Annotated in this window: 23 protein-coding genes and 1 pseudogene; 19 read left to right on the plus strand and 5 right to left on the minus strand. The window is 42.9% G+C overall.

Annotated features, from left to right (window positions below; all coding sequences use genetic code 11):
- Positions 1–314, plus strand: a pseudogene (locus B5E64_RS13210) (transposase); the annotation flags it as partial.
- Between the two features lie 409 nt (positions 315–723).
- On the opposite strand, the gene B5E64_RS13220 reads toward B5E64_RS13210, so the two are convergent.
- Complete coding sequence (locus B5E64_RS13220) at positions 724–1,761, minus strand: LacI family DNA-binding transcriptional regulator (protein WP_087168943.1); 1,038 nt, start codon at positions 1,759–1,761, stop codon at positions 724–726.
- A gap of 290 nt (positions 1,762–2,051) precedes the next feature.
- Between B5E64_RS13220 and B5E64_RS13225 the strand changes: the two genes are divergently transcribed.
- From B5E64_RS13225 to B5E64_RS13285, 15 genes are all read left to right on the plus strand, one after another.
- Positions 2,052–2,993: an ABC transporter permease subunit gene (locus B5E64_RS13225; protein ID WP_087168944.1), complete on the plus strand. Its 942-nt coding sequence runs from the start codon at positions 2,052–2,054 to the stop codon at positions 2,991–2,993.
- A gap of 17 nt (positions 2,994–3,010) precedes the next feature.
- On the plus strand, positions 3,011–3,910 hold the full coding sequence (locus tag B5E64_RS13230; RefSeq protein WP_087168945.1) for a carbohydrate ABC transporter permease: 900 nt from the start codon (positions 3,011–3,013) through the stop codon (positions 3,908–3,910).
- Positions 3,911–3,924: 14 nt separating this feature from the next.
- Positions 3,925–5,628 carry an ABC transporter substrate-binding protein gene (locus B5E64_RS13235; protein WP_087168946.1) on the plus strand — a complete coding sequence of 568 codons (1,704 nt, stop codon included), beginning with the start codon at positions 3,925–3,927 and terminating at the stop codon, positions 5,626–5,628.
- On the plus strand, positions 5,628–7,103 hold the full coding sequence (locus tag B5E64_RS13240) for a glycoside hydrolase family 32 protein (RefSeq protein WP_087168947.1): 1,476 nt from the start codon (positions 5,628–5,630) through the stop codon (positions 7,101–7,103). The genes B5E64_RS13235 and B5E64_RS13240 overlap by 1 nt, the downstream gene beginning before the upstream one ends.
- A 344-nt stretch (positions 7,104–7,447) precedes the next feature.
- Positions 7,448–8,326, plus strand: coding sequence for a helix-turn-helix transcriptional regulator (locus tag B5E64_RS13245; protein WP_275532818.1), 879 nt, complete (start codon positions 7,448–7,450; stop codon positions 8,324–8,326).
- A 61-nt stretch (positions 8,327–8,387) separates the two neighbouring features.
- The gene (locus tag B5E64_RS18470) at positions 8,388–8,603 is read left to right on the plus strand and encodes a hypothetical protein (protein WP_242960204.1); all 216 of its coding nucleotides are present in this window, start codon (positions 8,388–8,390) and stop codon (positions 8,601–8,603) included.
- 23 nt (positions 8,604–8,626) lie between these two features.
- The gene (locus B5E64_RS13250; protein WP_242960206.1) at positions 8,627–9,154 is read left to right on the plus strand and encodes a hypothetical protein; all 528 of its coding nucleotides are present in this window, start codon (positions 8,627–8,629) and stop codon (positions 9,152–9,154) included.
- Between the two features lie 23 nt (positions 9,155–9,177).
- Positions 9,178–9,597: a hypothetical protein gene (locus B5E64_RS18200; RefSeq protein ID WP_204247069.1), complete on the plus strand. Its 420-nt coding sequence runs from the start codon at positions 9,178–9,180 to the stop codon at positions 9,595–9,597.
- Between the two features lie 113 nt (positions 9,598–9,710).
- Positions 9,711–9,959, plus strand: coding sequence for a type II toxin-antitoxin system prevent-host-death family antitoxin (locus B5E64_RS13260; protein ID WP_087168949.1), 249 nt, complete (start codon positions 9,711–9,713; stop codon positions 9,957–9,959).
- A 1-nt stretch (position 9,960) separates the two neighbouring features.
- Positions 9,961–10,263: a type II toxin-antitoxin system RelE/ParE family toxin gene (locus B5E64_RS13265; RefSeq protein WP_087168950.1), complete on the plus strand. Its 303-nt coding sequence runs from the start codon at positions 9,961–9,963 to the stop codon at positions 10,261–10,263.
- 84 nt (positions 10,264–10,347) lie between these two features.
- The gene (locus B5E64_RS13270; protein ID WP_087168951.1) at positions 10,348–10,680 is read left to right on the plus strand and encodes a hypothetical protein; all 333 of its coding nucleotides are present in this window, start codon (positions 10,348–10,350) and stop codon (positions 10,678–10,680) included.
- A gap of 46 nt (positions 10,681–10,726) precedes the next feature.
- Entirely contained in the window at positions 10,727–11,476 is a 750-nt protein-coding gene (locus B5E64_RS13275; RefSeq protein ID WP_087168952.1) for an 8-oxo-dGTP diphosphatase, read from the plus strand.
- A gap of 149 nt (positions 11,477–11,625) precedes the next feature.
- A complete protein-coding gene (locus tag B5E64_RS18785; protein ID WP_330677624.1) occupies positions 11,626–11,784 on the plus strand; it encodes a DUF2935 domain-containing protein in 159 nt (52 codons plus the stop codon).
- 24 nt (positions 11,785–11,808) lie between these two features.
- The gene (locus B5E64_RS13280; protein ID WP_343284073.1) at positions 11,809–12,528 is read left to right on the plus strand and encodes a DUF2935 domain-containing protein; all 720 of its coding nucleotides are present in this window, start codon (positions 11,809–11,811) and stop codon (positions 12,526–12,528) included.
- Between the two features lie 106 nt (positions 12,529–12,634).
- Entirely contained in the window at positions 12,635–13,108 is a 474-nt protein-coding gene (locus tag B5E64_RS13285) for a hypothetical protein (RefSeq protein ID WP_191427592.1), read from the plus strand.
- A gap of 28 nt (positions 13,109–13,136) precedes the next feature.
- On the opposite strand, the gene B5E64_RS13290 is transcribed toward B5E64_RS13285, so the two are convergent.
- From B5E64_RS13290 to thiS, 4 genes are all read right to left on the minus strand, one after another.
- A complete protein-coding gene (locus B5E64_RS13290) occupies positions 13,137–13,724 on the minus strand; it encodes a thiamine phosphate synthase (RefSeq protein WP_087169012.1) in 588 nt (195 codons plus the stop codon).
- Positions 13,725–13,828: 104 nt separating this feature from the next.
- Entirely contained in the window at positions 13,829–14,608 is a 780-nt protein-coding gene (locus B5E64_RS13295) for a thiazole synthase (RefSeq protein WP_087168953.1), read from the minus strand.
- A 41-nt stretch (positions 14,609–14,649) separates the two neighbouring features.
- On the minus strand, positions 14,650–15,294 hold the full coding sequence (gene thiF, locus B5E64_RS13300; protein WP_087168954.1) for a sulfur carrier protein ThiS adenylyltransferase ThiF: 645 nt from the start codon (positions 15,292–15,294) through the stop codon (positions 14,650–14,652).
- A 1-nt stretch (position 15,295) separates the two neighbouring features.
- Positions 15,296–15,493 carry a sulfur carrier protein ThiS gene (gene thiS, locus B5E64_RS13305; protein ID WP_087168955.1) on the minus strand — a complete coding sequence of 66 codons (198 nt, stop codon included), beginning with the start codon at positions 15,491–15,493 and terminating at the stop codon, positions 15,296–15,298.
- A gap of 370 nt (positions 15,494–15,863) precedes the next feature.
- On the opposite strand from thiS, the gene B5E64_RS13310 reads away from it, so the two are divergent.
- The 3 genes from B5E64_RS13310 to B5E64_RS13320 all read left to right on the plus strand — a co-directional run bounded on the left by B5E64_RS13310 (position 15,864) and on the right by B5E64_RS13320 (position 19,097).
- A complete protein-coding gene (locus B5E64_RS13310; protein ID WP_087168956.1) occupies positions 15,864–16,055 on the plus strand; it encodes an aminoglycoside 6-adenylyltransferase in 192 nt (63 codons plus the stop codon).
- A gap of 99 nt (positions 16,056–16,154) precedes the next feature.
- Complete coding sequence (locus B5E64_RS13315; RefSeq protein WP_242958898.1) at positions 16,155–16,823, plus strand: helix-turn-helix transcriptional regulator; 669 nt, start codon at positions 16,155–16,157, stop codon at positions 16,821–16,823.
- Positions 16,824–17,390: 567 nt separating this feature from the next.
- Positions 17,391–19,097 carry a carbon starvation protein A gene (locus B5E64_RS13320; RefSeq protein ID WP_087168957.1) on the plus strand — a complete coding sequence of 569 codons (1,707 nt, stop codon included), beginning with the start codon at positions 17,391–17,393 and terminating at the stop codon, positions 19,095–19,097.
- Positions 19,098–19,177 lie beyond the last annotated feature (80 nt).

A 19,177-nucleotide genomic window follows, 5' to 3' on the forward strand; every position in this document is an offset into this window, starting at 1 on the left:
GCCGCAGCTTATCCTATGATGCACTGACAGCTCACGTAGCTATCGTGTTTACCAGATACATGTTACTCGCAATGGAACAGCGCCAAAATGAAGATCAGAGGACGCTTGGCGAATTGTTCTTTTTCCTTGTTGATGAAATGGCAGACATTACTTTTAGCAGATCACTAGGCATCCTGATGGATGCCTTAATGGCAAGTCTTCAGGAAATCTTAAAGCTCAGCGATGAGCAATTGACAGCTTTTACTGCTGATTTTGAAGCAAGACTACCGAAATATCTGCGTAACGCACTCCATCCAGAGTCTATAGGAGCATAAATCGCTATTTTGTTAGCTGAAATATTGAATTTTCAAGGTGCAAAGCCCATTTTAAGTATGGGAAGTCTTAGTAAGTGTTTTTTTCGGTGCGGAGCCAAGATATCGGAAAATTTCATTATAGCGTTTAGGTCCTTCGTATTGGAGATAATGAAGGATTAAAGGTTTCCATTTTCCCCAATCACTTTTAAAGTTACTTCTATTTCACTGGATACGATTTTCTTTTCTGTCATGTAGTCTCTTCCTTCCACTATGAACTGATTCTGCTTGATAAACATAGAAATATTATGCCATGTTTCTGTAAGATGGGCAAACATAAATAAAGATGTGAAAGTATTTTAGAAATGTTTTTGAAATAAGAAAATGAACTGCTATTCATGTGTGATAACAGCTCATTTTAACTCTCTGAACATTAACGAAGATATGCTTTTTCTGTAGAAGAACGGAATTTTATGTCCGTACGGACATGCGTGATTCGGTAAGGGATTTCCGGCTCACGGATGCGGGAGAGAAGAAGATCAGCAGCGATATACCCCATTTTGGCGCTTGGAATATCAATCGTGGTCAAATGTGGTTCTATGATTTTGGATTCCGTAGAGTTGTCAAAACCTGTAATGCATACATCATCCGGGACTTTTATGCTGTGTCTACGCAATGCACGAATAAGATCAATGGCTGTAAAATCATTTGCACATACGAATACTTCCGGTAGCTGGAGGGTTCTGCGTATTGTTTCATCAAGAATAAAGGCATCTGAAAAGACATTGTTTCCACAAAATTGTGTGGTACATGGAACGATCTGATTCTGCGAAAGTGCATCCATAAATCCCTGATATCGTTCGAAAAAGGAACGACAATGGCGATGGTTGCCAGCAAATGCAAATCTTTGAAAGCCTTTTTTAATCAGTGCGTCTGTCAGATTAAATACACTCAGACGATTTTCCATTAATAAAAAATCTGCATCAATCCGGGTAAAATCCATGTCATAGGTAGTATCAATAAAGAGCAGAGGAAGGTGAAGGGCACTCAACATTTTTGTATATTCAGGATCAAACATTTCCATACAAACAATTCCGGCTACTTTTGTTTTGTCAAAACCAAGAGGAAGCTGCAAGGTAGTTACCTCTTCTTCTCTGACAGGGAACATAGTAAGACGATAATTATTTTGACTGATTTTTTCCTGAAATGTATTCATAGCATAGGTTCCAAAGTGAGAACCATAAGGCATGTTTTGGGTGATTAAGGCAAGTTCCCCCGGTACTGTATTTCTGGACGTACTATCCTGAGGAATATAAACAAAGCGTTTATAACCCATTTCGGCTGCTTTTTCAAGAATTCGCTGGCGTGTTTCTTCGGCAAGAACGCCCGTGTTATTCAAAGCTTTCGAAACTGTGTTCCTGGAAAGGCCTAAACTATCCGCGATGTTTTGAATTGTGATTTTCTTTCCCATAATAAATACTCCGTTTGAATCAATTATGTTGTTACATTTACTGTAAAGGACTGTGCATAATTTGTCAAATGTAAAATTGTTGCATGAAAATAATACATTTAGCTTAAATGATGAAACTGCTTCATAAAAGTGTGCAAATGTAAAACGATAAAAACATGCAAATGTAAAAATAATGTTGACAATATGTACAAATAGTGCTACTTTTAGTGTAAGGTTTAGAGAGGCAATGCATAAAAAAGTCAATCGAAAATTGCAAAGAGTGCAAATGTAAACAAGGAGGAGTTGGTAAAATGACTATTTTTCGTAAAACGAAGACGGTATCTGTTGCGAAGCAGTCACCGCAGGAAAAGCTAAGATACGTAAAAAAGAACTGGCAATTGTATGTGTTTTTTCTTTTGCCAGGATTATTGCTCACTTTAATTTTCAAGTATGGTCCCATGGGAGGGATTCTGATTGCTTTTGAAGACTACAATGTCATCGAAGGAGTAATTGGAAGTCCGTGGGTGGGCTTTGAGTATTTTCGAAGGTTTCTATCCTCGCCTGATTTCATGAATTATCTGATGAATACATTGAAACTAAGTGTGTATGGTTTGTTATGGGGCTTCCCGATTCCGATTATTCTTGCCCTTCTATTGAATCAGATTCGAAGAGCAGGAATTCGAAAAAAAATACAGCTTTTAATTTACGCTCCTAACTTTATTTCTGTTATCGTACTTTGTGGTATGGTTCGGATGTTTCTTTCGCCGGTAGGACCGATCAACTCTCTGCTTGGAATCAGCACAAACTGGATGACGATGCCAGAAGCGTTTCGTACCATTTATATTGCAAGTGGTATCTGGCAGACAGCAGGATGGGCTTCCATTATGTATACAGCGGCATTGGCAAATGCAAGCAAGGATCTTGAGGAAGCAGCGATTGTGGACGGCGCGAATATTCTGCAGCAGATCCGTTATGTACAGCTTCCGGCAATTAAAAATATTATCGTAATCCAGTTTATTTTGCAGGCGGGAAATATTATGAGTATCGGATTTGAAAAAGCCTATGCACTTCAGACGGATATGAATCTTCCGGCTTCAGAAATTCTTTCTACTTATGTATATAGACTTGGTCTGTTAAATGGCGATTATGGATATTCTACAGCAGTCGGTCTTTTCAATTCGATTATCAATGTAATCCTGCTGATCTTTGTGAATTCAGTTGTAAAGAAATTAAATGACGGCGAAGGATTATAGGAAAGGAGAGTTTTATAATGGAAGAGACAAGAAGAAAAATGAAACTGGGAACATCCGATCGTATTATTCTTGGCGTCGGTTATACCTTGCTTGGTCTGTTTGTACTTGCGGTGTTTGTTCCTTTAGTATATGTGGTGCTTGCATCTTTTATGGATCCGAACGTATTGAATAACCAGGGAATCAGTTTCAATTTTAAAGATTGGACAATGGATGCCTACAGAAGAGTCTTGGAAAATAATATGATTTGGAGAGGGTTCGCAAATTCCTTTTTCTATTCATTGGCCTTTACCATAATTTCCGTGTTTGTTACTCTCCTTGCAGCTTATCCTATGTCAAGGAAAGAATTTGTAGGAAGAAAGTTTTTTAATGCGATTTTTGTCATTACCATGTTTTTCGGTGGTGGGATGATTCCGACTTTTATTCTGATTAATAATCTGCATATGGTGAATACAGTCTGGTCTATTCTGCTTCCGGGTGCATTCAGTGTATGGAATATGATTCTTGCACGTACATATTTCCAGTCCATTCCGACAGAATTAAGAGAAGCGTCTTCTTTGGACGGGGCAAATGAGATCCAGCATTTCTTTAAAATCATGATGCCGGTATGCAAGCCAATCATTGCCGTATTGGCATTGTGGTCCTTTGTAGGAATGTGGAACAGTTATTTTGATGCAATGATTTATTTGAACGATGCGGATATGCAGCCGTTACAGCTGGTACTGAGATCTATTCTTGTACAGAATACACCTCAGCCTGGTATGATTGCGGATATTCAGAGTACGGCAGAAATGGCAAAAGTAGCAGAGTTGCTGAAATACGCAACGATCGTTGTATCCAGTCTTCCATTGTTGATTATGTATCCGTTTTTTCAAAAATATTTTGATAAAGGAATCATGGTTGGTTCTGTAAAGGGTTAGGAGGCCAGAAAGTGATGAAAATGAACATAAGAAAACTGATAGGAGCAGGTTTGTCCGTGGTGTTAACATTTTCTTTAATTGGCTGCAGCAATGGCAGTGCACAGCGGGCAGAAGTAAATCCGGATACACCTGTAGAAGATGTGACGTTTCCGCTAAAAGAAGAAAAGGAGTTGTCATTTATTACCAGTGCACCGGCAACTACAACACAGGAACCAAATGATAAGCTTATCTTCAAGAGACTGGAAAAACAGACGAACGTTCATATAGACTGGACATGTTTTGTGGAAGATCAGTTTGCAGATAAAAAGAATCTGGCTTTGGCTCAGTTCGGAAATCTGCCGGACGGATTGTTTACAGCCGGAATGAACGATTATGATCTGCTCCGTTATGCGAAGCAGGGAATTATTATTCCGCTTGAAAATCTGATAGACAAGTATATGCCGAATCTTCAGGCGGTATTTGAAAAATATCCGGAATACCGGACCATGTGCACGGCGCCGGACGGACACATTTATGCATTTCCATGGATAGAGCAGCTGGGAGAGGGCAAGGAAGCCATTCAGGCCATCGGTGATATTCCATATATTAATAAAAAATGGCTTGATTTTCTTGGGCTTGAAATACCGACAACTGTTGACGAGCTGGAAAAGACATTAATTGCTTTCAGAGATAATGCAGATGACCTGAAGAAAGAATTTGAAATTGAAGGAGATGTTATCCCCATGTCCTTTATCATCAATAATGGAGATCAGGATCCGGCTATCTTGATTAACGGTTTTGGAGAAGGGTATGGAGACACAGGAGATCATTTTGCTGTGACAGATGAAGGCGAAGTCATCTATACGACAGTCCAGGAAGGGTACAAGGAAGGAATTGAATGGCTCCATTCGCTTGTAGAAGAAAATCTGGTTGATCCGGAGGCATTTACACAGGAATGGTCAACTTATGTAGCAAAAGGAAAGAACCACAGATACGGACTTTGCTTTACATGGGATATTGCAAATGTAGATAATTATGAAGATTATGTGATGCTTCCGGCACTTGCCGGACCAGATGGACTGGTTAATATTACAAGACAGAACAACAGTGAAACAAGTGGTTTTGACCGGGGACGGTGTGTGTTGACTACAAGCTGCAGAGATACGGCGCTTGCGGCTGCCTGGATTGATCAGATGTATGCGCCTTTACAGTCACCTCAGAATAACTGGGGAACATATGGCGAAAAGGATGCCGATAATATTTTTGAAATGAGTACGAACTTAGAAGGCGAAAAAATGTTGAAACATCTTGATCTGGGTGATGCTTCACCGGTGGAAGTAAGGCAGGCACAGTCAGTGAACGGACCTCTGGCGGTACTGAATGATTACTATGATGTATATGTAACGCAGCCGGCTGATGCAAAATGGCGTCTTGATAATATGCATGAAACATACCTGAAAGATATGAACAGTAAATATGTTTATCCAAATGTATTTATGAGTATAGACGATACAAACAGAGTATCTCAATTGGATACAGATATTAAAAAATATGTGGAGCAGAAAAAGGCTGACTGGATACTGAATGGTGGAATTGAAGAAGAGTGGGAAGGGTATCTGAAAAAGTTGGAAGATTATGGTTTATCCGAATATCTGAAGATTAAACAGAAATACTTTGACAGCTATCAGGAGAGTCTGGCGCAGCAGGAGACAGAAGACGGGCAGACAGGAGGAAACTAATGTACAGTGAAAAACTGAAACTTGCAAGACTATACGAAGAAGAAGCTTTACAGAAAAATGAAATGATCCATAAGCCGATATTTCATCTGGCACCTCTTACCGGATGGATGAATGATCCAAATGGATTATCTGCTTATAATGGGAAATATCATTTGTTTTATCAGTATAATCCATATGATATTAAATGGGACTCCATGCACTGGGGACACGCTCAGACAAAAGATTTTGTAAAGTGGGAGTATCTTCCGGCTGCATTAGCACCGGATGAAGAGTACGATGGAGATGGAGTGTTTTCCGGAAGTGCGTTGGAAAAGGATGGAAAGCATATTCTTATGTATACCTCTGTGCAGGAGACAGAGCTTCCGGACGGGACCAAAGCGGTACGTCAGACGCAGAGTATCGCAGTGGGAGATGGAGAGAATTATGTCAAGTCTGCGCATAATCCGGTGATTAAAGGAAATGATCTTCCACCTGAATGTAGCAGGGTGGATTTCCGTGATCCGAAGATCTGGGAAGAAGATGGAAAGTTTTACTGTATAGTCGGTAATCGTCATGAAGATGGAAGTGGTCAGATTCTGTTATTTGTTTCAGATGATGTTGAACATTGGAAATTTAAAAGTGTTGTGGATCGTTGCGAAAACAGATATGGAAAAATGTGGGAGTGTCCGGATTTGTTCCCGGTAGAAGACAAGTATGTTCTGATTGTTTCTCCTCAGGATATGACAGCAGAAGGGCTGGAATTTCATAATGGAAATGGCACGGTGATGCTTACGGGAACATTTGCCAAAGAGTCTGGAAAGTTTTCAAGAGAATGTGTAAGAGCAGTTGATTATGGGCTGGATTTCTATGCACCACAGACAATGGAAACACCGGATGGACGCAGAGTAATGATTGCCTGGATGAAATCCTGGGACGTTCCTCTACATGTAGAAGGTGAAAAATGGAATGGCATGATGACATTCCCGAGAGAATTACAGATGAGAGACGGTTGGGTCGTACAAAATCCGGTGAAGGAACTGGAAAATTACAGACAAAATCAAGTTGTCCATAAAGATGTAGTATTGACGGATGATGAGGAAAGTATGGAATTACCTGGGGTAAAAGGAAGAACGCTTGATATGACTGTTGATGTCAGATCAGGAGATTATGAAAGTTTTGAAATCCGTCTTGCACAGAATGATCGCTGTTACAGTTCTATCAGATATGACAAAAAGCATTCTATCCTGACTTTTGACCGTACATATTCGGGAAATTGCAGAGATTATATCAGCAGCAGAAATCTGAAGGTGAAAGATCAGGGCGGTAAACTTCGAATCAGGATTTTGTTGGATTTATATTCAGCGGAAATTTTTGTAAATGATGGGGAACAGGCGTGCAGTTCTTTGATTATGACAGAAGTTTCAGCAGAGTGTATTACATTTTGTTCGGAAGGAACTGTACGGTTTGATGTCAATAAATATGATATTGTTTTATAAAATAAGTTAAAAAAAATCGAAATGATGTTGCTGGGTCATCATTTCGATTTTTTATTTGAGATTGTATTCTTTCAGACAATTTAATATAATTGACATCGAAGAAATATGAGAAGGAGGAAGAAGACATGTATGATATCGGAGATCTGTTTGACAAACAAAGCACGGTTGGCGCCAGGCTGGAGGCCGTACTTGAGGAAAGAGGATACACAAAAGTAAAATTCTGCAGTACAGCAAAGATCTCTCGTCCGACCCTGGATAAACTATTATCAGGTAGTATCACGAGCCGGACGAATTATGAAAAGCATATGACGAAAGTCCTCGAAACTTTGAACATGACTCCGGACATGCTGATAGGAAGGATCCAAACTCAAAGAGTTCATAATCAGGTGAGGACTTTGAGAAACCAGATGAGAATGAAGGAAAAGGAGCTGGCAGAATATATTGGGGTGCCGATAGAGCGGATTAGAGAGATTGAGGCAGGAGAAGAGGCAACACTGGCGGAGCTTCGCGATATTGCGGTTGTTCTGGATACCAGTGTCAGAAATATTCTGGAAAAGAATTATTTCCCATTACAAAATACATTCTGGGGTCATGTTGGAATCCAACCGTTGGAATCAGATAGATTCCTCTGGTATCCAATCACAGCAGACACAAGAAAAATCATTTGGCAGGAAATGGAAGAAAAGTATCAGGTCATTCCATGCATGAATAACAAAGTACTGCTGTTAAATATGGATAAAATCGCAGAAATTGTTTTACTGGACGATGCAAGTGATCAGCCTTCATTTGCAAACTGGGATCCGCAAGTGGATTGTGGGGGAACCCCTCTTGTATTTTATGAAGCACTGGATGATTATTTAATGTATCAAGAAATGGGTGAAGAGCCGCCTGAAGACATCATATCCGGAAAATTGAAGATCTGCCTGGAAAACTTTCGGAAGAAATGGGGAGACGATGAAATTTATTATCGTGATGAACTTCAGATTTATTGCCCAAACGGAAAGGTAAAACAAAGAGATATCTGTTTAGGTGAAAATGAAAATATAAGCACTAATATCTTTCATATTTATGCCTTTGGAGGAGATGTGGTTGACGAAAAATTTTTCTATGGTGAGGACTTAAATGGAGCAGAGTGCTTTTTTAATATTGAAAACATTTCTATGATCGAAGTTTCTCTTGTAAAAATGGAGGAGGCATTGGAGCAATCGGTAGAAATGTCATAGTAGACTCAAAAGACAGTAAGACCTACAGCAAATAATAAATAATCGGAGGAAGTTACGCGAGATGAAAAAGATATTTATTAGTTACAGTTCCGAAAATCAAAGGCTTGTCGAAGCTTTTACAAAGTTCCTTCAACTTGGAATGGGGATGAATAAAAGCGATATTTTCTGCACAGCTTACCCGGATATGCTGGAAACCGGATACAGTTTTATTGAAAAATTCGGAAAAATCTGCAGGAGTGTGAAACAGTTATTTCTATTATTACAGAAGAATATTTAGAAAGTGCATTCTGTCTTGTGGAAATGGGTGCAGCATGGGCAATGAGCAAGCATTACTTCCCTCTGGTAACAGTGCCATATGACCGATTAAATAAAACTCCTCTTATGGGAATGCAGATGCGCAAATTGATCAATATAGACGATTTAAGTGTGATATATGATGAACTGCATCGATGTGGTGTGCTGGAGGAATATCAGACAGCAGAGTTTCATAAGCAGGCGAAAGATTATGTTAAACAGGCGAAAAAGATAGTGGAGGGCGACTACCAGATCGAGAAAGACGAAGAAGGGTATTATGAAACAGAGATTTCTTGCGTGAGAAAAGTAGCCCAGAAGCAGTTTCGATGCTATGGAATCAAAGGACATATTGCGGATCCGCCGGATGGGGAGAATGCAAAAAGCGACTGGCTTTTTTACAGGATCGACCAATTTCCGCCTTTGGAGGCAGGGGATCGGGTCAGATTTAAAACATCAAAATCAAAAATCAATGCTTTTCCTGATTTAGGACGTGCCAGAAATATTTATCCGGATGATTTGATGAAACCGGATTAGCAGACAGTATTGGAGGGACCTCAATGATATTCAAAGTACAGAAAATAGAGGAAGATATAGATTTTGGCTGTGAAGAGCGAATGGATGATGAGCCTGTTATGGCTGTTGTGACATTGCAGGATGAGGCAGGAGCAGAAAAGAGAGTCAAGATGCCGGATCAGCTTTTGTATGATCGTGAAATCAATGAGGGAGATCAGGTGATCTTTGATGAAAATGGAAAACTGCAGAAGCGGATTCGAGGTGACTGGACTGAAAGATGCAAGAAAGCGAATGTGAATACAGAGGAATTTGTCTCAAAAATGGAAGCCCTGAAAGCGGGAAAGAAAGTAAATTGGATCTGTCCTTTCTGTGGCGGCAATGTGACTCTGCTGGAACAGGAAAGTTCACACACAGTGATCGGTTGTGATTCCTGTGATATGCGGATTCAGTTGGAGAATCACTGATTACGGGAACAAACAGAAGAAAAAGCTGTAAAATTTTACGTTGAATTTTACGGCTTTTTTCGTATAATAAAGATAACAGAAACAATAGAAATCGAAGGAAGGAGCTGAACGATATGCCAAACATTTTGCCGGTATCTGATTTGAGAAATTATAATGAAGTTCTGAAGAATTGTCGTAAAGGAGAGCCTGTATATCTTACTAAGAATGGCAGGGGGCGCTATGTGGTCATGGATATTGAAGATTTTGAGCGTGATCATGCAGAGAAGAAGCTCTGGATGAAGCTGCAGGAAGCGGAAGAAGCAGTGAAAGATGGAGAAGGATGGCTTGATCTGGATGAACTAAAAGCACATATGGGGGAGTAAGATGTTAAAGTTGCGGATTAATCCGATTGTTGCAAAGGATTTGAAAGATATCCGGGATTATATTGCAGAAGATAATGAAGAGTATGCTGCAAAGACTATAAACGAGATTTATGGTAAATTTGAGAATCTCCAGATGTTTCCGGGAATAGGTACAAATCTTTCTAAACGAGTCAGCTTTCGGACAGATTATAAATATGCGATATGGGAAGATTATGTGATTATCTATAAAGTAAGTAGCGAATATGTAGAGATTTATCGTGTAATTAACCGATATCAGGACATTACAAGTATCTTTGATTCATAAACTAATAGAGTTGTGCGAGATGAGTATGACATCAGTGAGTGAGATTATTGAGCTTCAATCATTGTACTAAAGGAAGGAGTAGAAATGGAAATGTCCAAAAGAGACTGGAAACTTTTTCGAGAAAAATTACCTGGCTGGCAGGAGAATTATATGGCCCGTCTGATCAAGGAATATATTAGCTTGCTAAGCGCAGAGGATAAAAATGCGTCCGATAAATTTTGGGAGCTTGAGAAGAAGATTAAAACCGACAGACGTCACCCGGGAGTAATTCTGAATATGGAACAATCCAAAGCCATATATGATATTATCAGTCTTGTTAGATTTGGAGTGATTTCTTTCGATGATCTGGCAGATTTCAGTGAAGACTTACAGCAGGAAGTAAAGTTGATCCTGAACAGACAGATTATGGAAGAATAGATCGAGGCACAGAAAGAAGTGATAAGATTTTGGTGTGGAGGTACTTATGAAAAATCATAAAGTTGTCGACGGCCATCTCCTTCAAACCAATAAGAAATATTCCCATCTGAAGCTGAAGCAAAAGAACCGGATTGCGGAATGGATGTATCAGGAAACGAAGGAGTATTATGAAAAGCAGTATGTGTTTCCAGATGAAGCACATCTGGATGATGTCGTGAAGAAGGTTTACGATAGAATTGAGCAGGCGGAAATCTGGATTCCATATGAAGAGGTGCGGCATCATTACAAAAAGAAGCGTTCGGATCTGAACAGCCGGGTGCGGAGGGAGCTGAATGTTGGTGAAGAAAAGTACAAAGAGAAAGCCTGCTTTATGAATCTGTGCATGATTCAGGATGAGCAGGGAAATGTTCTGGCTCTTGACAAGATGAATGACAGCTATACCGGGACGACGTTTCCGGGCGGGCATGTAGAGCCGGGAGAACCTTTTCGCGAAGCAGTGATCCGGGAAGTCCGGGAGGAAACAGGCCTTGTGATCCAAAATCCCGAGCTTTGCGGCATCTATCACTGGAATAAAGCGCACACACACAATATGATTTTTCTGTATCAGACGAAAGAGTTTTCCGGGGAACTGCAAAGTTCAGATGAGGGCCAGGTATATTGGATTTCTATGGAGGAGTTTATGGAAAAAGAACTTGCCAAAGGAATGAAAGAAGTAATGGAGATCATGATGAATCCGAACCTGCAGGAATGTTATATGCGTCTGGAAAAGGGAGTGTATCAGGGAACGTTGTGTTAAAAGAAGTCTGCGACGCAGTCAGGAATATAAACAGTAATCAGGCGGTATGGCCCGGTATTAAGGGCCGTACCGCCATTTCTCTATAATATCCAATTCCCAATCCCGTCATACATTATAAAGAATAGGAAAATATCAGGATGTGAATGAATATGGAAAACTATGTAAGAGCATCACTGGAAACGCATTTATTTTTCGGAAGAATCATGAAGGAACATGCGTTGTTTCTTCAGGCGGGCTTCCCGGCCGGGGAAACGGGATACAGAAGCAAAGCAAGCTGGTACCGGGACGAATTTGAAAAGGTACTGTAGCAGACCGTACGGTTTTCGGACGGCATGGTAGGAAAGGATGTGCTTTGTTCAGGAGAAGTGTTTACGGAATACACGGTTATGGCGGAGCAGCAGACAGGAAGACTTACGAAGATTCCGATCGATGTCCGGATCACACAGGCGGAAGAAAATCTGCAGGCGGGAAGAGAAGCATGCAAGGACGAAAGAATGGCCAGGCGGATCCGCCAGCTGAATCATCATGTTCTGCACCTGCTTGGCGGGCTGATTGAGTTTAAAAAGCAGATATTGCAGGAAGTGACCTGCTGCAGATTGTTCACGGCCAACTATCCGTTGCTGATCGAGCATATCATCCGGGAGGCGGAATTATATCAGAAGATGATTGCTTCCCTGGAGGATGGAACCTGCAAATCGGTGGAACGGATGGCTGAGACAGAGCGGTTCTGGAATCAGATCATGATGGAACATGCGTTGTTTATCCGCGGCCTGCTTGATCCGACGGAGGGCGAACTGATCGAAACGGCAGATTCCTTTGCCGGTGATTATCAGAGACTTCTGGAGGAGGCAAGGCAGAAGGATTGCAGAGCCATGAACGGGCCGACGAGGAAAACACTGGAAACGACAAAGAAGTACCGTGATTTTAAGGCAGCGGGGACAAAGGGAATAACCGGATGCGAGATTCGCTCCATCATTCTTCCGCTGTTGGCAGACCATGTGCTCCGGGAGGCAAACCACTATCTCCGGCTTTTGAAGCAGAAGGGAGAGTAATCCATGCAGCTGTGCCAGTACCCTTGTCAGAACCAGGTTCGCCGTTTTACGCTGGAAGCGATTCAGATTCCAATCGTATACAATTCGTACGGCGATTATGACCCGAATGGACTGTTATACGTGCTGGAAAGTATTCAGCAGCAAAATTCACGGCGATCCTGCAACACCCGTATGGAAAGCATATTCCGGGGACAGGGTCATTTTCCAGACGATGATGCCGGCGGATAAGCCGCGAAATGTATCACTTGCCATTCACGGACATTTGTGGAGGGAACAGCCTGACGATGCCTTATCCAGAGAGATTCCGATTCAGGGAGGAATCAGCATCGGGAACCGGTTTGATATGGAACTGAAAGACGGAGCTTCCTGTCCGGGCGACTATCTGTACCGGTCAGGAAGTTTTGGATGGGATGTGGAATCCGGGATGTGGGGAATCTTTAGGGTAATGAAACAGTCGCTTCGGTGCAAATGCAAAGAAGTAGGCGGAAAACTGCCATTTCATTTCGGTGGGAATAAAACATCTCTTATGATACAGTCAATAAAAAAGCAGAAAAAGAAAGAAAAGCATAGGGGCAGATAACATGCCCCTATCTTTGTTAACTATTTTTTTACATGCCCATCATCTGAGACATGATACATACTCCTGATGCTCCGTGCTTCAACACAGTTTGTATTTGTTCCGGATCCAGACGGATCCCGCCGATGGCGTATATCGGGATCGGCGAGCGGTCACAGATCTGTTTCAGAAAATCGAGACCTCGCGGTGGAAGTCCTTTTTTGCAGTCGGTAGCAAAAATATGTCCTGCCGTTGCATAGGATGCTCCAAGAGCGGTAGCTTCTTCTGCCTCTTCTGTAGAATGGATCGAAACGCCGATCCGCATCCCCGTAAGACGGCCGGCGCCTTTTTCTTTCAGCTCCTTCAGTTTCCAGAGCGGTAAATGAAGGATATCCGTGTCTGCAGCGTCTGCAGCTTCAGGATAGAAGTGAGGGATCATCGTGACCTGATGCCGGTCACAGATTTTTTTTACAGCCAGGGAAAGATTCAGGTAGTCTTTGACCGGAAGATCTTTTTCTCTGAGAAGAAAAGCACGAGGCTGAAAACTGCAGATTCGTTCTACCTGATCCAGATATGGAAGCCGTGTCAGATGGCGGTTAGAGACGGCAATCACTTTTGAAAAATCAATTTCGTTGTACATGATTTTATTTCCTGTTCCTTTTGTATCTGATATCTTGTTTTTCAGCGTAAAACAAAGCTGAAACCACATTTGACCGGGCAGCGGTCATGCCTCATTCAAAGGCTCTATTTTTGACTCACTCCTGTAACCGGGGAGGAGGCGCTGGACCCTTTTTCGATTACCCGTCCCATGCCGGAAAGGTATGCAGTACGTCCTGCTTCGATTGCTTTGCGGAAAGCGCCTGCCATTGCGGGAATGTCCCCTGCTGTAGCGATAGCGGTATTGGACATGACTGCGGCGGCACCCATTTCCATGGCTTCACATGCATGGGAAGGTCGGCCGATACCGGCATCGACGATAATAGGCAGATCGATTTCATCGATGAGAATCTGGATAAATTCTTTTGTGCAGATTCCTTTATTGGATCCAATCGGGGCACCGAGAGGCATAACACATGCGGCGCCGGCATTGACCAGATCTCTGGCGGCATTGAGATCCGGATACATATACGGCATAACGATAAATCCTTCGTTTGCAAGAATCTCGGTTGCCTTGATCGTCTCATAGTTGTCCGGAAGAAGGTATTTGGAATCCGGAATCACTTCAAGTTTGACAAAATCACTATGGCAGATTTCCCGCGACAGCCGGGCAATGCGGATTGCTTCTTCTGCGGTTTTTGATCCGGATGTATTTGGAAGAAGTGTCACACCTTCCGGAATATAGTCAAGTATATTTGCCGAACTGTCCTGATTTGTACGGCGCAGTGCAAGTGTGATGATCTGGGCCCCTGCGTTCTCAACAGCTGCCTTAATCAGTTCAAGGGAATATTTCCCTGATCCAAGTATGAAACGTGACTGGAATTCATGTCCTCCCAGACAAAATGTGTCTTTTGTTAAATCGATCATTGTTTTTCTCCTTTATAAAATAGTGTTTGAAATCTGTTTTCTCATAGACGGTCTCCGGCTGTTCCGTTTATGATCAGATCTGCAGCCAGATTCGCCTGGTGAGCGGCGCAAAGTGCCACCCTGGGGGCCATCAGGCCCGGGCCTTTGCGTGAATCGCTGACCCCGTCCCCGCACAAGTAGAAACGGCTGGTGATTTTCTTTGAAAGAATCGTATTGCTGTTTCCGTATCCGGCCATTCCGGAAGCGCTGATTATGATCAGATCCCGGTAATTTTCCAGAATACCGTTTACAAGCATGGCCTTATTTTCCGGGACATCAAAGGCTTCGCACAGGATGGTGTCTTCTTTAAAAAGTGAAGCGACATTTTCATCAGAGACCCGGACGCAGTCTGTCCGGATATCCAGATAAGGATTGATCTCCAGCAGCTGTTCTTTTAAAGCATCCGTTTTGAACATACCTACATGACGCATCAGGTACTGCTGCCGGTTCAGATTGGTCAGATCTACCCGGTCAAAATCGATCAGATGAAGGTGCCCTGTTCCGATTCTTGCAAGGGAAAAAGCAATATTGGAACCCAGGCCGCCAAGACCTGCTATGGCGACTCTTCCACGGTTCAGCTTTTCCTGTATAGCTGCTGTGTGGCGTTCACAAAGTGCCTCCTGTATCTCTCTTTCGGTAAATCTCATATCAGCCCCCTCCTACAAAACTTACAATCTCGAGTACATCCCCGCTGTGGAGTAAAGTTTCCTTATAACAGCTTTTGGGAATGATCTCACCGTTTTTTTCAACAGCGATCCGGTTTGTCTGGTAGCCTTCCTGCTCCAGATAAACCAGCAGTGTGGTTGGTTCTTCTAACGGTTTGTCCTCTCCATTTATCCGGACCATCGCTTCCTCCTTCCCGGATGAACAGGATAGAGTGCGCTGCAGAATCTGTATGGATAAAGACACGGAAGGAATCAAATGTCATTCTGCAATAAAAAAGGAGTCCACAAAGAATTACACCCGTGGTGGTGCACCCCTTCATGAACTCCTGTTCACTCTATCGTTATCCGTATTCTTTTTATAATTACACTAAATAGTATACCATGAAAAAATTCTCTGTCAATTATTCAGAGAATTTTTTCATTTACTCTCATTTACAGGATCAAAGCAGCCGGATATAATAAAATCAACAGTCGAAAGAAATGTATTACCGGCTGCAGCCGGCATATGTGAAAAAACTAAATTTATAAATCATAAAAAGGGGAAAACTTATATGCGTTCTGAAAAAGAAATGCTCTCATTGATTGAAGAAATTGCACTGGAGGATGAGAATATCCGGGCAGCTTATTTAGAAGGATCCAGGGTGAATCCAAATGTTACCAAAGATTTATTTCAGGATTACGATGTGGTATACATCGTGGAAACAACCAGGCCATACCGCGAAAACAAGGAACGGATTATGTAGAAATCGTTTTATACAGGAAATCAGGGCATTCAACCGATGGTAGAGTGCAAAAATAGCGGTTTTGTGTTATCCTTTCTTCAGAGAGAGGGGGCAGAAGTTATGGTGAACCTGAATCAAACTGGAAAATTTATAGCAGAATGTAGAAAGAAAAAGCAGCTGACACAGAAGCAGCTGGGAGAGAAACTCCATGTAACGGACCGTGCTGTTTCCAAATGGGAAAATGGAAAGGCGTTTCCGGACGTCCATATTATGGAAGACCTGTGCAGGGAGCTGGATATCAGTGTGAGCGAGCTGCTGGCGGGCAAGCGGATCGAAACGGAGCAGTATCAGAAAGAGACGGAGAAACTGCTGATGACGGCGGTCGGCAGGTCTCAGCTGTATGGATTTCAGATTATCATTTACATTTTAATGTTTTCTTTTATTACAGCCTTCCAGCTACTCCTTGTCCTGAAAGGTGACGGCGAGTGGCTGCCGCCGACGAGAGAGATGATTTTATGCGGGCTGGTCTGTGTGGGTACGTTTGCCTGTGCGGTCTATCTGGACAAGAAGATTCCAGAGAGAATGTTTCGGATGTCCAGTCCGGTTATACAGGGGATTGTGGGAGGCGTTTATTTTCTTTTGTTAACGCTGTTTGATTATCAGAGTTACGGGGGATTAGAGGGAATGGAATCAGGGGAACAGATTTTTCTCATTCTCTTTTTCATTGTGGGATTCGTTTTTACAGTGTTTTTTTGGGCCGCAGCTGGATCTGAAAGAAAAGATAAATAAGGAGTCTGCACTTTTCTGAGAAAATACTTTAAAGTGATGAAATCATGCACAAATTGCAAGGATGAAGAGAAAATATTTTATTCATGTTTGACAAAAAAACAGAATGCACTCGGTTTTCCTATTGACAATCTGTTTAAAAGAGCTATAATAAAACAAAATTAAAAAGCCAATGCGAAGAACAGGACAGGACTTCCTGTGTACCAATGCTTTCAGAGAGTTTCCGGCTGGTGTGAGGAAACAGCATGACGAGGAAGCCATCCCCTGCAAGCAGTCGGGGTGAAAAGTGAGTGAGTAGCCCGGACCGGAGTTCCACCGTTAGAGGGAAAGCTGTTAATCCGTACGATCAGTCCGGACGACAGTACAGAGTGACCGGACGTTGTCCGGTAAGCAGAAGTGGTAACGCGGAGAAGAGAAGTTTCGTCTTCTGACAGAGCAATCTGTCAGAGGGCGTTTTTTTATTTGACAGGAAACTTTGTTCTTTACCGCTGCGCTTGATTCGCAGGTCGGAACCCTCCAAAAGGGAAGGAACCGGTCGTTTGGCCTGATAGAAAAGGAGAGTGGAAAATCATGAACTCATTGGTAATTGTTTTAGCGGCGGCGGTCTGTCTGATTGCGGCATATGCGCTGTACGGACGCTGGCTTGCCAGGAAATGGGGAATCGACCCGAAGGCGAAGACCCCGGCGGTTCTGCATAATGACGGGCAGGACTATGTTCCGACAGATGGGTGGACCGTCTTTGCCCATCAGTTTTCTTCCATCGCAGGTGCAGGACCTGTAACCGGGGCCATTCAGGCTGCAGCATTTGGGTGGCTTCCGGTGCTGCTCTGGATTCTCATCGGAGGAATCTTCTTTGGAGCTGTCACGGACTTTGGTGCACTTTATGCGAGCGTAAAAAATGATGGAAAATCCATGGGGCTGCTGATTGAGAAGTATATTGGAAAGACGGGACGGAAGCTGTTTCTTGGATTCTGCTGGCTGTTCTGTTTGATCGTGATCGCGGCATTTGCGGACATGGTAGCGGATACATTCAATGCCTATGTTGTGACGGACGGAGTGAGGACACTTTCTGAGAATGCCACTGTAAACGGAGCGGCGGGAAGTATTTCTCTGTTTTTCATCCTGTTTGCGGTGATCTTTGGAGTGAGCCAGCATAAGCTGAAACTGACCGGATGGAAAGAAGTGGTCTTTGGACTGGTCTGCACAGTGCTTGCATTTGTATTTGGAATGAATTTCCCGGTGATTCTTGGGAAAGAAATGTGGGTATATATCGCATTCCTTTACATCTTTCTGGCGGCAGTGCTTCCGATGTGGTTTGTCATGCAGCCAAGAGACTACATGTCCACCTTTATGTTTATCGGAATGATCGCCGGAGCGGTGCTGGGTCTGGTGTTTGCTCATCCGTCCATGAATCTTCCGGCATTTACCGGGTTTCAGAATGAGAATCTCGGAACGCTGTTCCCGATTCTGTTTGTAACGGTTGCCTGCGGTGCAGTATCCGGATTTCACAGCCTGGTTTCTTCCGGTACCTCATCCAAGACGGTTTCCAATGAGAAGGATATGCTGAAAGTCGGATACGGGGCAATGGTCCTGGAAAGTCTGCTGGCAGTTATCGCTCTTTGTGTTGCCGGTGCGGCGGCAGGAGCAGACGGGACAGCAGCGGCCGGCACGCCGTTCCAGATTTTTTCCTCAGGAGTGGCCGGATTCCTTGAGATGTTCGGCATTCCGGTCTATGTGGCGCAGAGTTTCATGACTATGTGTGTATCAGCGCTTGCGTTTACAACGCTGGATTCTGTTGCGCGGATCGGACGGATGTCGTTCCAGGAGCTGTTCAGTGTGGATGATATGGAGCATGCGGAGGGATGGAGAAAGGTACTCTGCAATAAATATTTCGCAACGGTGATTACCCTGGTATTTGGCTATATTCTGACTCGGGTCGGCTATTCGAATATCTGGCCGTTGTTTGGAAGCGCCAATCAGCTGCTGAGCGCTCTCGTACTGATTACACTGTGTGTATTTCTGAAAGTGACAGGTCGAGAACTCAGGACACTGGTACCTCCATTTGTGATTATGCTGGTTGTCACATTTACCGCCCTTGTGCAGAGATTCATCTCGCTGGTCAAGGCATTTTCTGACGGAAAAGGCGTATTTATGGTCGAGGGACTACAGCTGATCGTTGCGGTTCTCCTGATGATCCTTGGCGTGACCATCGTTGTAACTTCGGGAAAGGAACTGCTCAGAAAGAGAGCATCAAAATCATCGGCCGTATCGGCTTAAATCCAGAAAAAAGGTCGGAATCATCAATGAAAGAGGATTCCGATCTTTTTTTCTGGAAAGAAACAGAAAGAACGCCGCTT

This window comes from Drancourtella sp. An12 (genome assembly GCF_002160935.1).
GTDB classification, from domain to species: Bacteria; Bacillota; Clostridia; order Lachnospirales; family Lachnospiraceae; genus Sellimonas; species Sellimonas catena.

Bases quoted from the DNA above. Each gene is read 5' to 3' on its own strand.
- B5E64_RS13265 (WP_087168950.1), top strand. From the start codon at position 9,961: ATGTTAAAGTTGCGGATTAATCCGATTGTTGCAAAGGATTTGAAAGAT.
- B5E64_RS13285 (WP_191427592.1), top strand. From the start codon at position 12,635: ATGGACTGTTATACGTGCTGGAAAGTATTCAGCAGCAAAATTCACGGC.
- B5E64_RS13225 (WP_087168944.1), top strand. From the start codon at position 2,052: ATGACTATTTTTCGTAAAACGAAGACGGTATCTGTTGCGAAGCAGTCA.
- B5E64_RS13250 (WP_242960206.1), top strand. From the start codon at position 8,627: ATGGGTGCAGCATGGGCAATGAGCAAGCATTACTTCCCTCTGGTAACA.
- B5E64_RS18200 (WP_204247069.1), top strand. From the start codon at position 9,178: ATGATATTCAAAGTACAGAAAATAGAGGAAGATATAGATTTTGGCTGT.
- B5E64_RS13320 (WP_087168957.1), top strand. From the start codon at position 17,391: ATGAACTCATTGGTAATTGTTTTAGCGGCGGCGGTCTGTCTGATTGCG.
- B5E64_RS13275 (WP_087168952.1), top strand. From the start codon at position 10,727: ATGAAAAATCATAAAGTTGTCGACGGCCATCTCCTTCAAACCAATAAG.
- B5E64_RS18785 (WP_330677624.1), top strand. From the start codon at position 11,626: ATGGAAAACTATGTAAGAGCATCACTGGAAACGCATTTATTTTTCGGA.
- thiF (WP_087168954.1), bottom strand. From the start codon at position 15,294: ATGAGATTTACCGAAAGAGAGATACAGGAGGCACTTTGTGAACGCCAC.
- B5E64_RS13280 (WP_343284073.1), top strand. From the start codon at position 11,809: ATGGTAGGAAAGGATGTGCTTTGTTCAGGAGAAGTGTTTACGGAATAC.
- B5E64_RS13310 (WP_087168956.1), top strand. From the start codon at position 15,864: ATGCGTTCTGAAAAAGAAATGCTCTCATTGATTGAAGAAATTGCACTG.
- B5E64_RS13235 (WP_087168946.1), top strand. From the start codon at position 3,925: ATGAAAATGAACATAAGAAAACTGATAGGAGCAGGTTTGTCCGTGGTG.
- B5E64_RS13270 (WP_087168951.1), top strand. From the start codon at position 10,348: ATGGAAATGTCCAAAAGAGACTGGAAACTTTTTCGAGAAAAATTACCT.
- B5E64_RS13260 (WP_087168949.1), top strand. From the start codon at position 9,711: ATGCCAAACATTTTGCCGGTATCTGATTTGAGAAATTATAATGAAGTT.
- B5E64_RS13290 (WP_087169012.1), bottom strand. From the start codon at position 13,724: ATGTACAACGAAATTGATTTTTCAAAAGTGATTGCCGTCTCTAACCGC.
- B5E64_RS13240 (WP_087168947.1), top strand. From the start codon at position 5,628: ATGTACAGTGAAAAACTGAAACTTGCAAGACTATACGAAGAAGAAGCT.
- B5E64_RS13295 (WP_087168953.1), bottom strand. From the start codon at position 14,608: ATGATCGATTTAACAAAAGACACATTTTGTCTGGGAGGACATGAATTC.
- B5E64_RS13230 (WP_087168945.1), top strand. From the start codon at position 3,011: ATGGAAGAGACAAGAAGAAAAATGAAACTGGGAACATCCGATCGTATT.
- B5E64_RS13220 (WP_087168943.1), bottom strand. From the start codon at position 1,761: ATGGGAAAGAAAATCACAATTCAAAACATCGCGGATAGTTTAGGCCTT.
- thiS (WP_087168955.1), bottom strand. From the start codon at position 15,493: ATGGTCCGGATAAATGGAGAGGACAAACCGTTAGAAGAACCAACCACA.
- B5E64_RS13245 (WP_275532818.1), top strand. From the start codon at position 7,448: ATGCTGATAGGAAGGATCCAAACTCAAAGAGTTCATAATCAGGTGAGG.
- B5E64_RS13315 (WP_242958898.1), top strand. From the start codon at position 16,155: ATGGTGAACCTGAATCAAACTGGAAAATTTATAGCAGAATGTAGAAAG.
- B5E64_RS18470 (WP_242960204.1), top strand. From the start codon at position 8,388: ATGAAAAAGATATTTATTAGTTACAGTTCCGAAAATCAAAGGCTTGTC.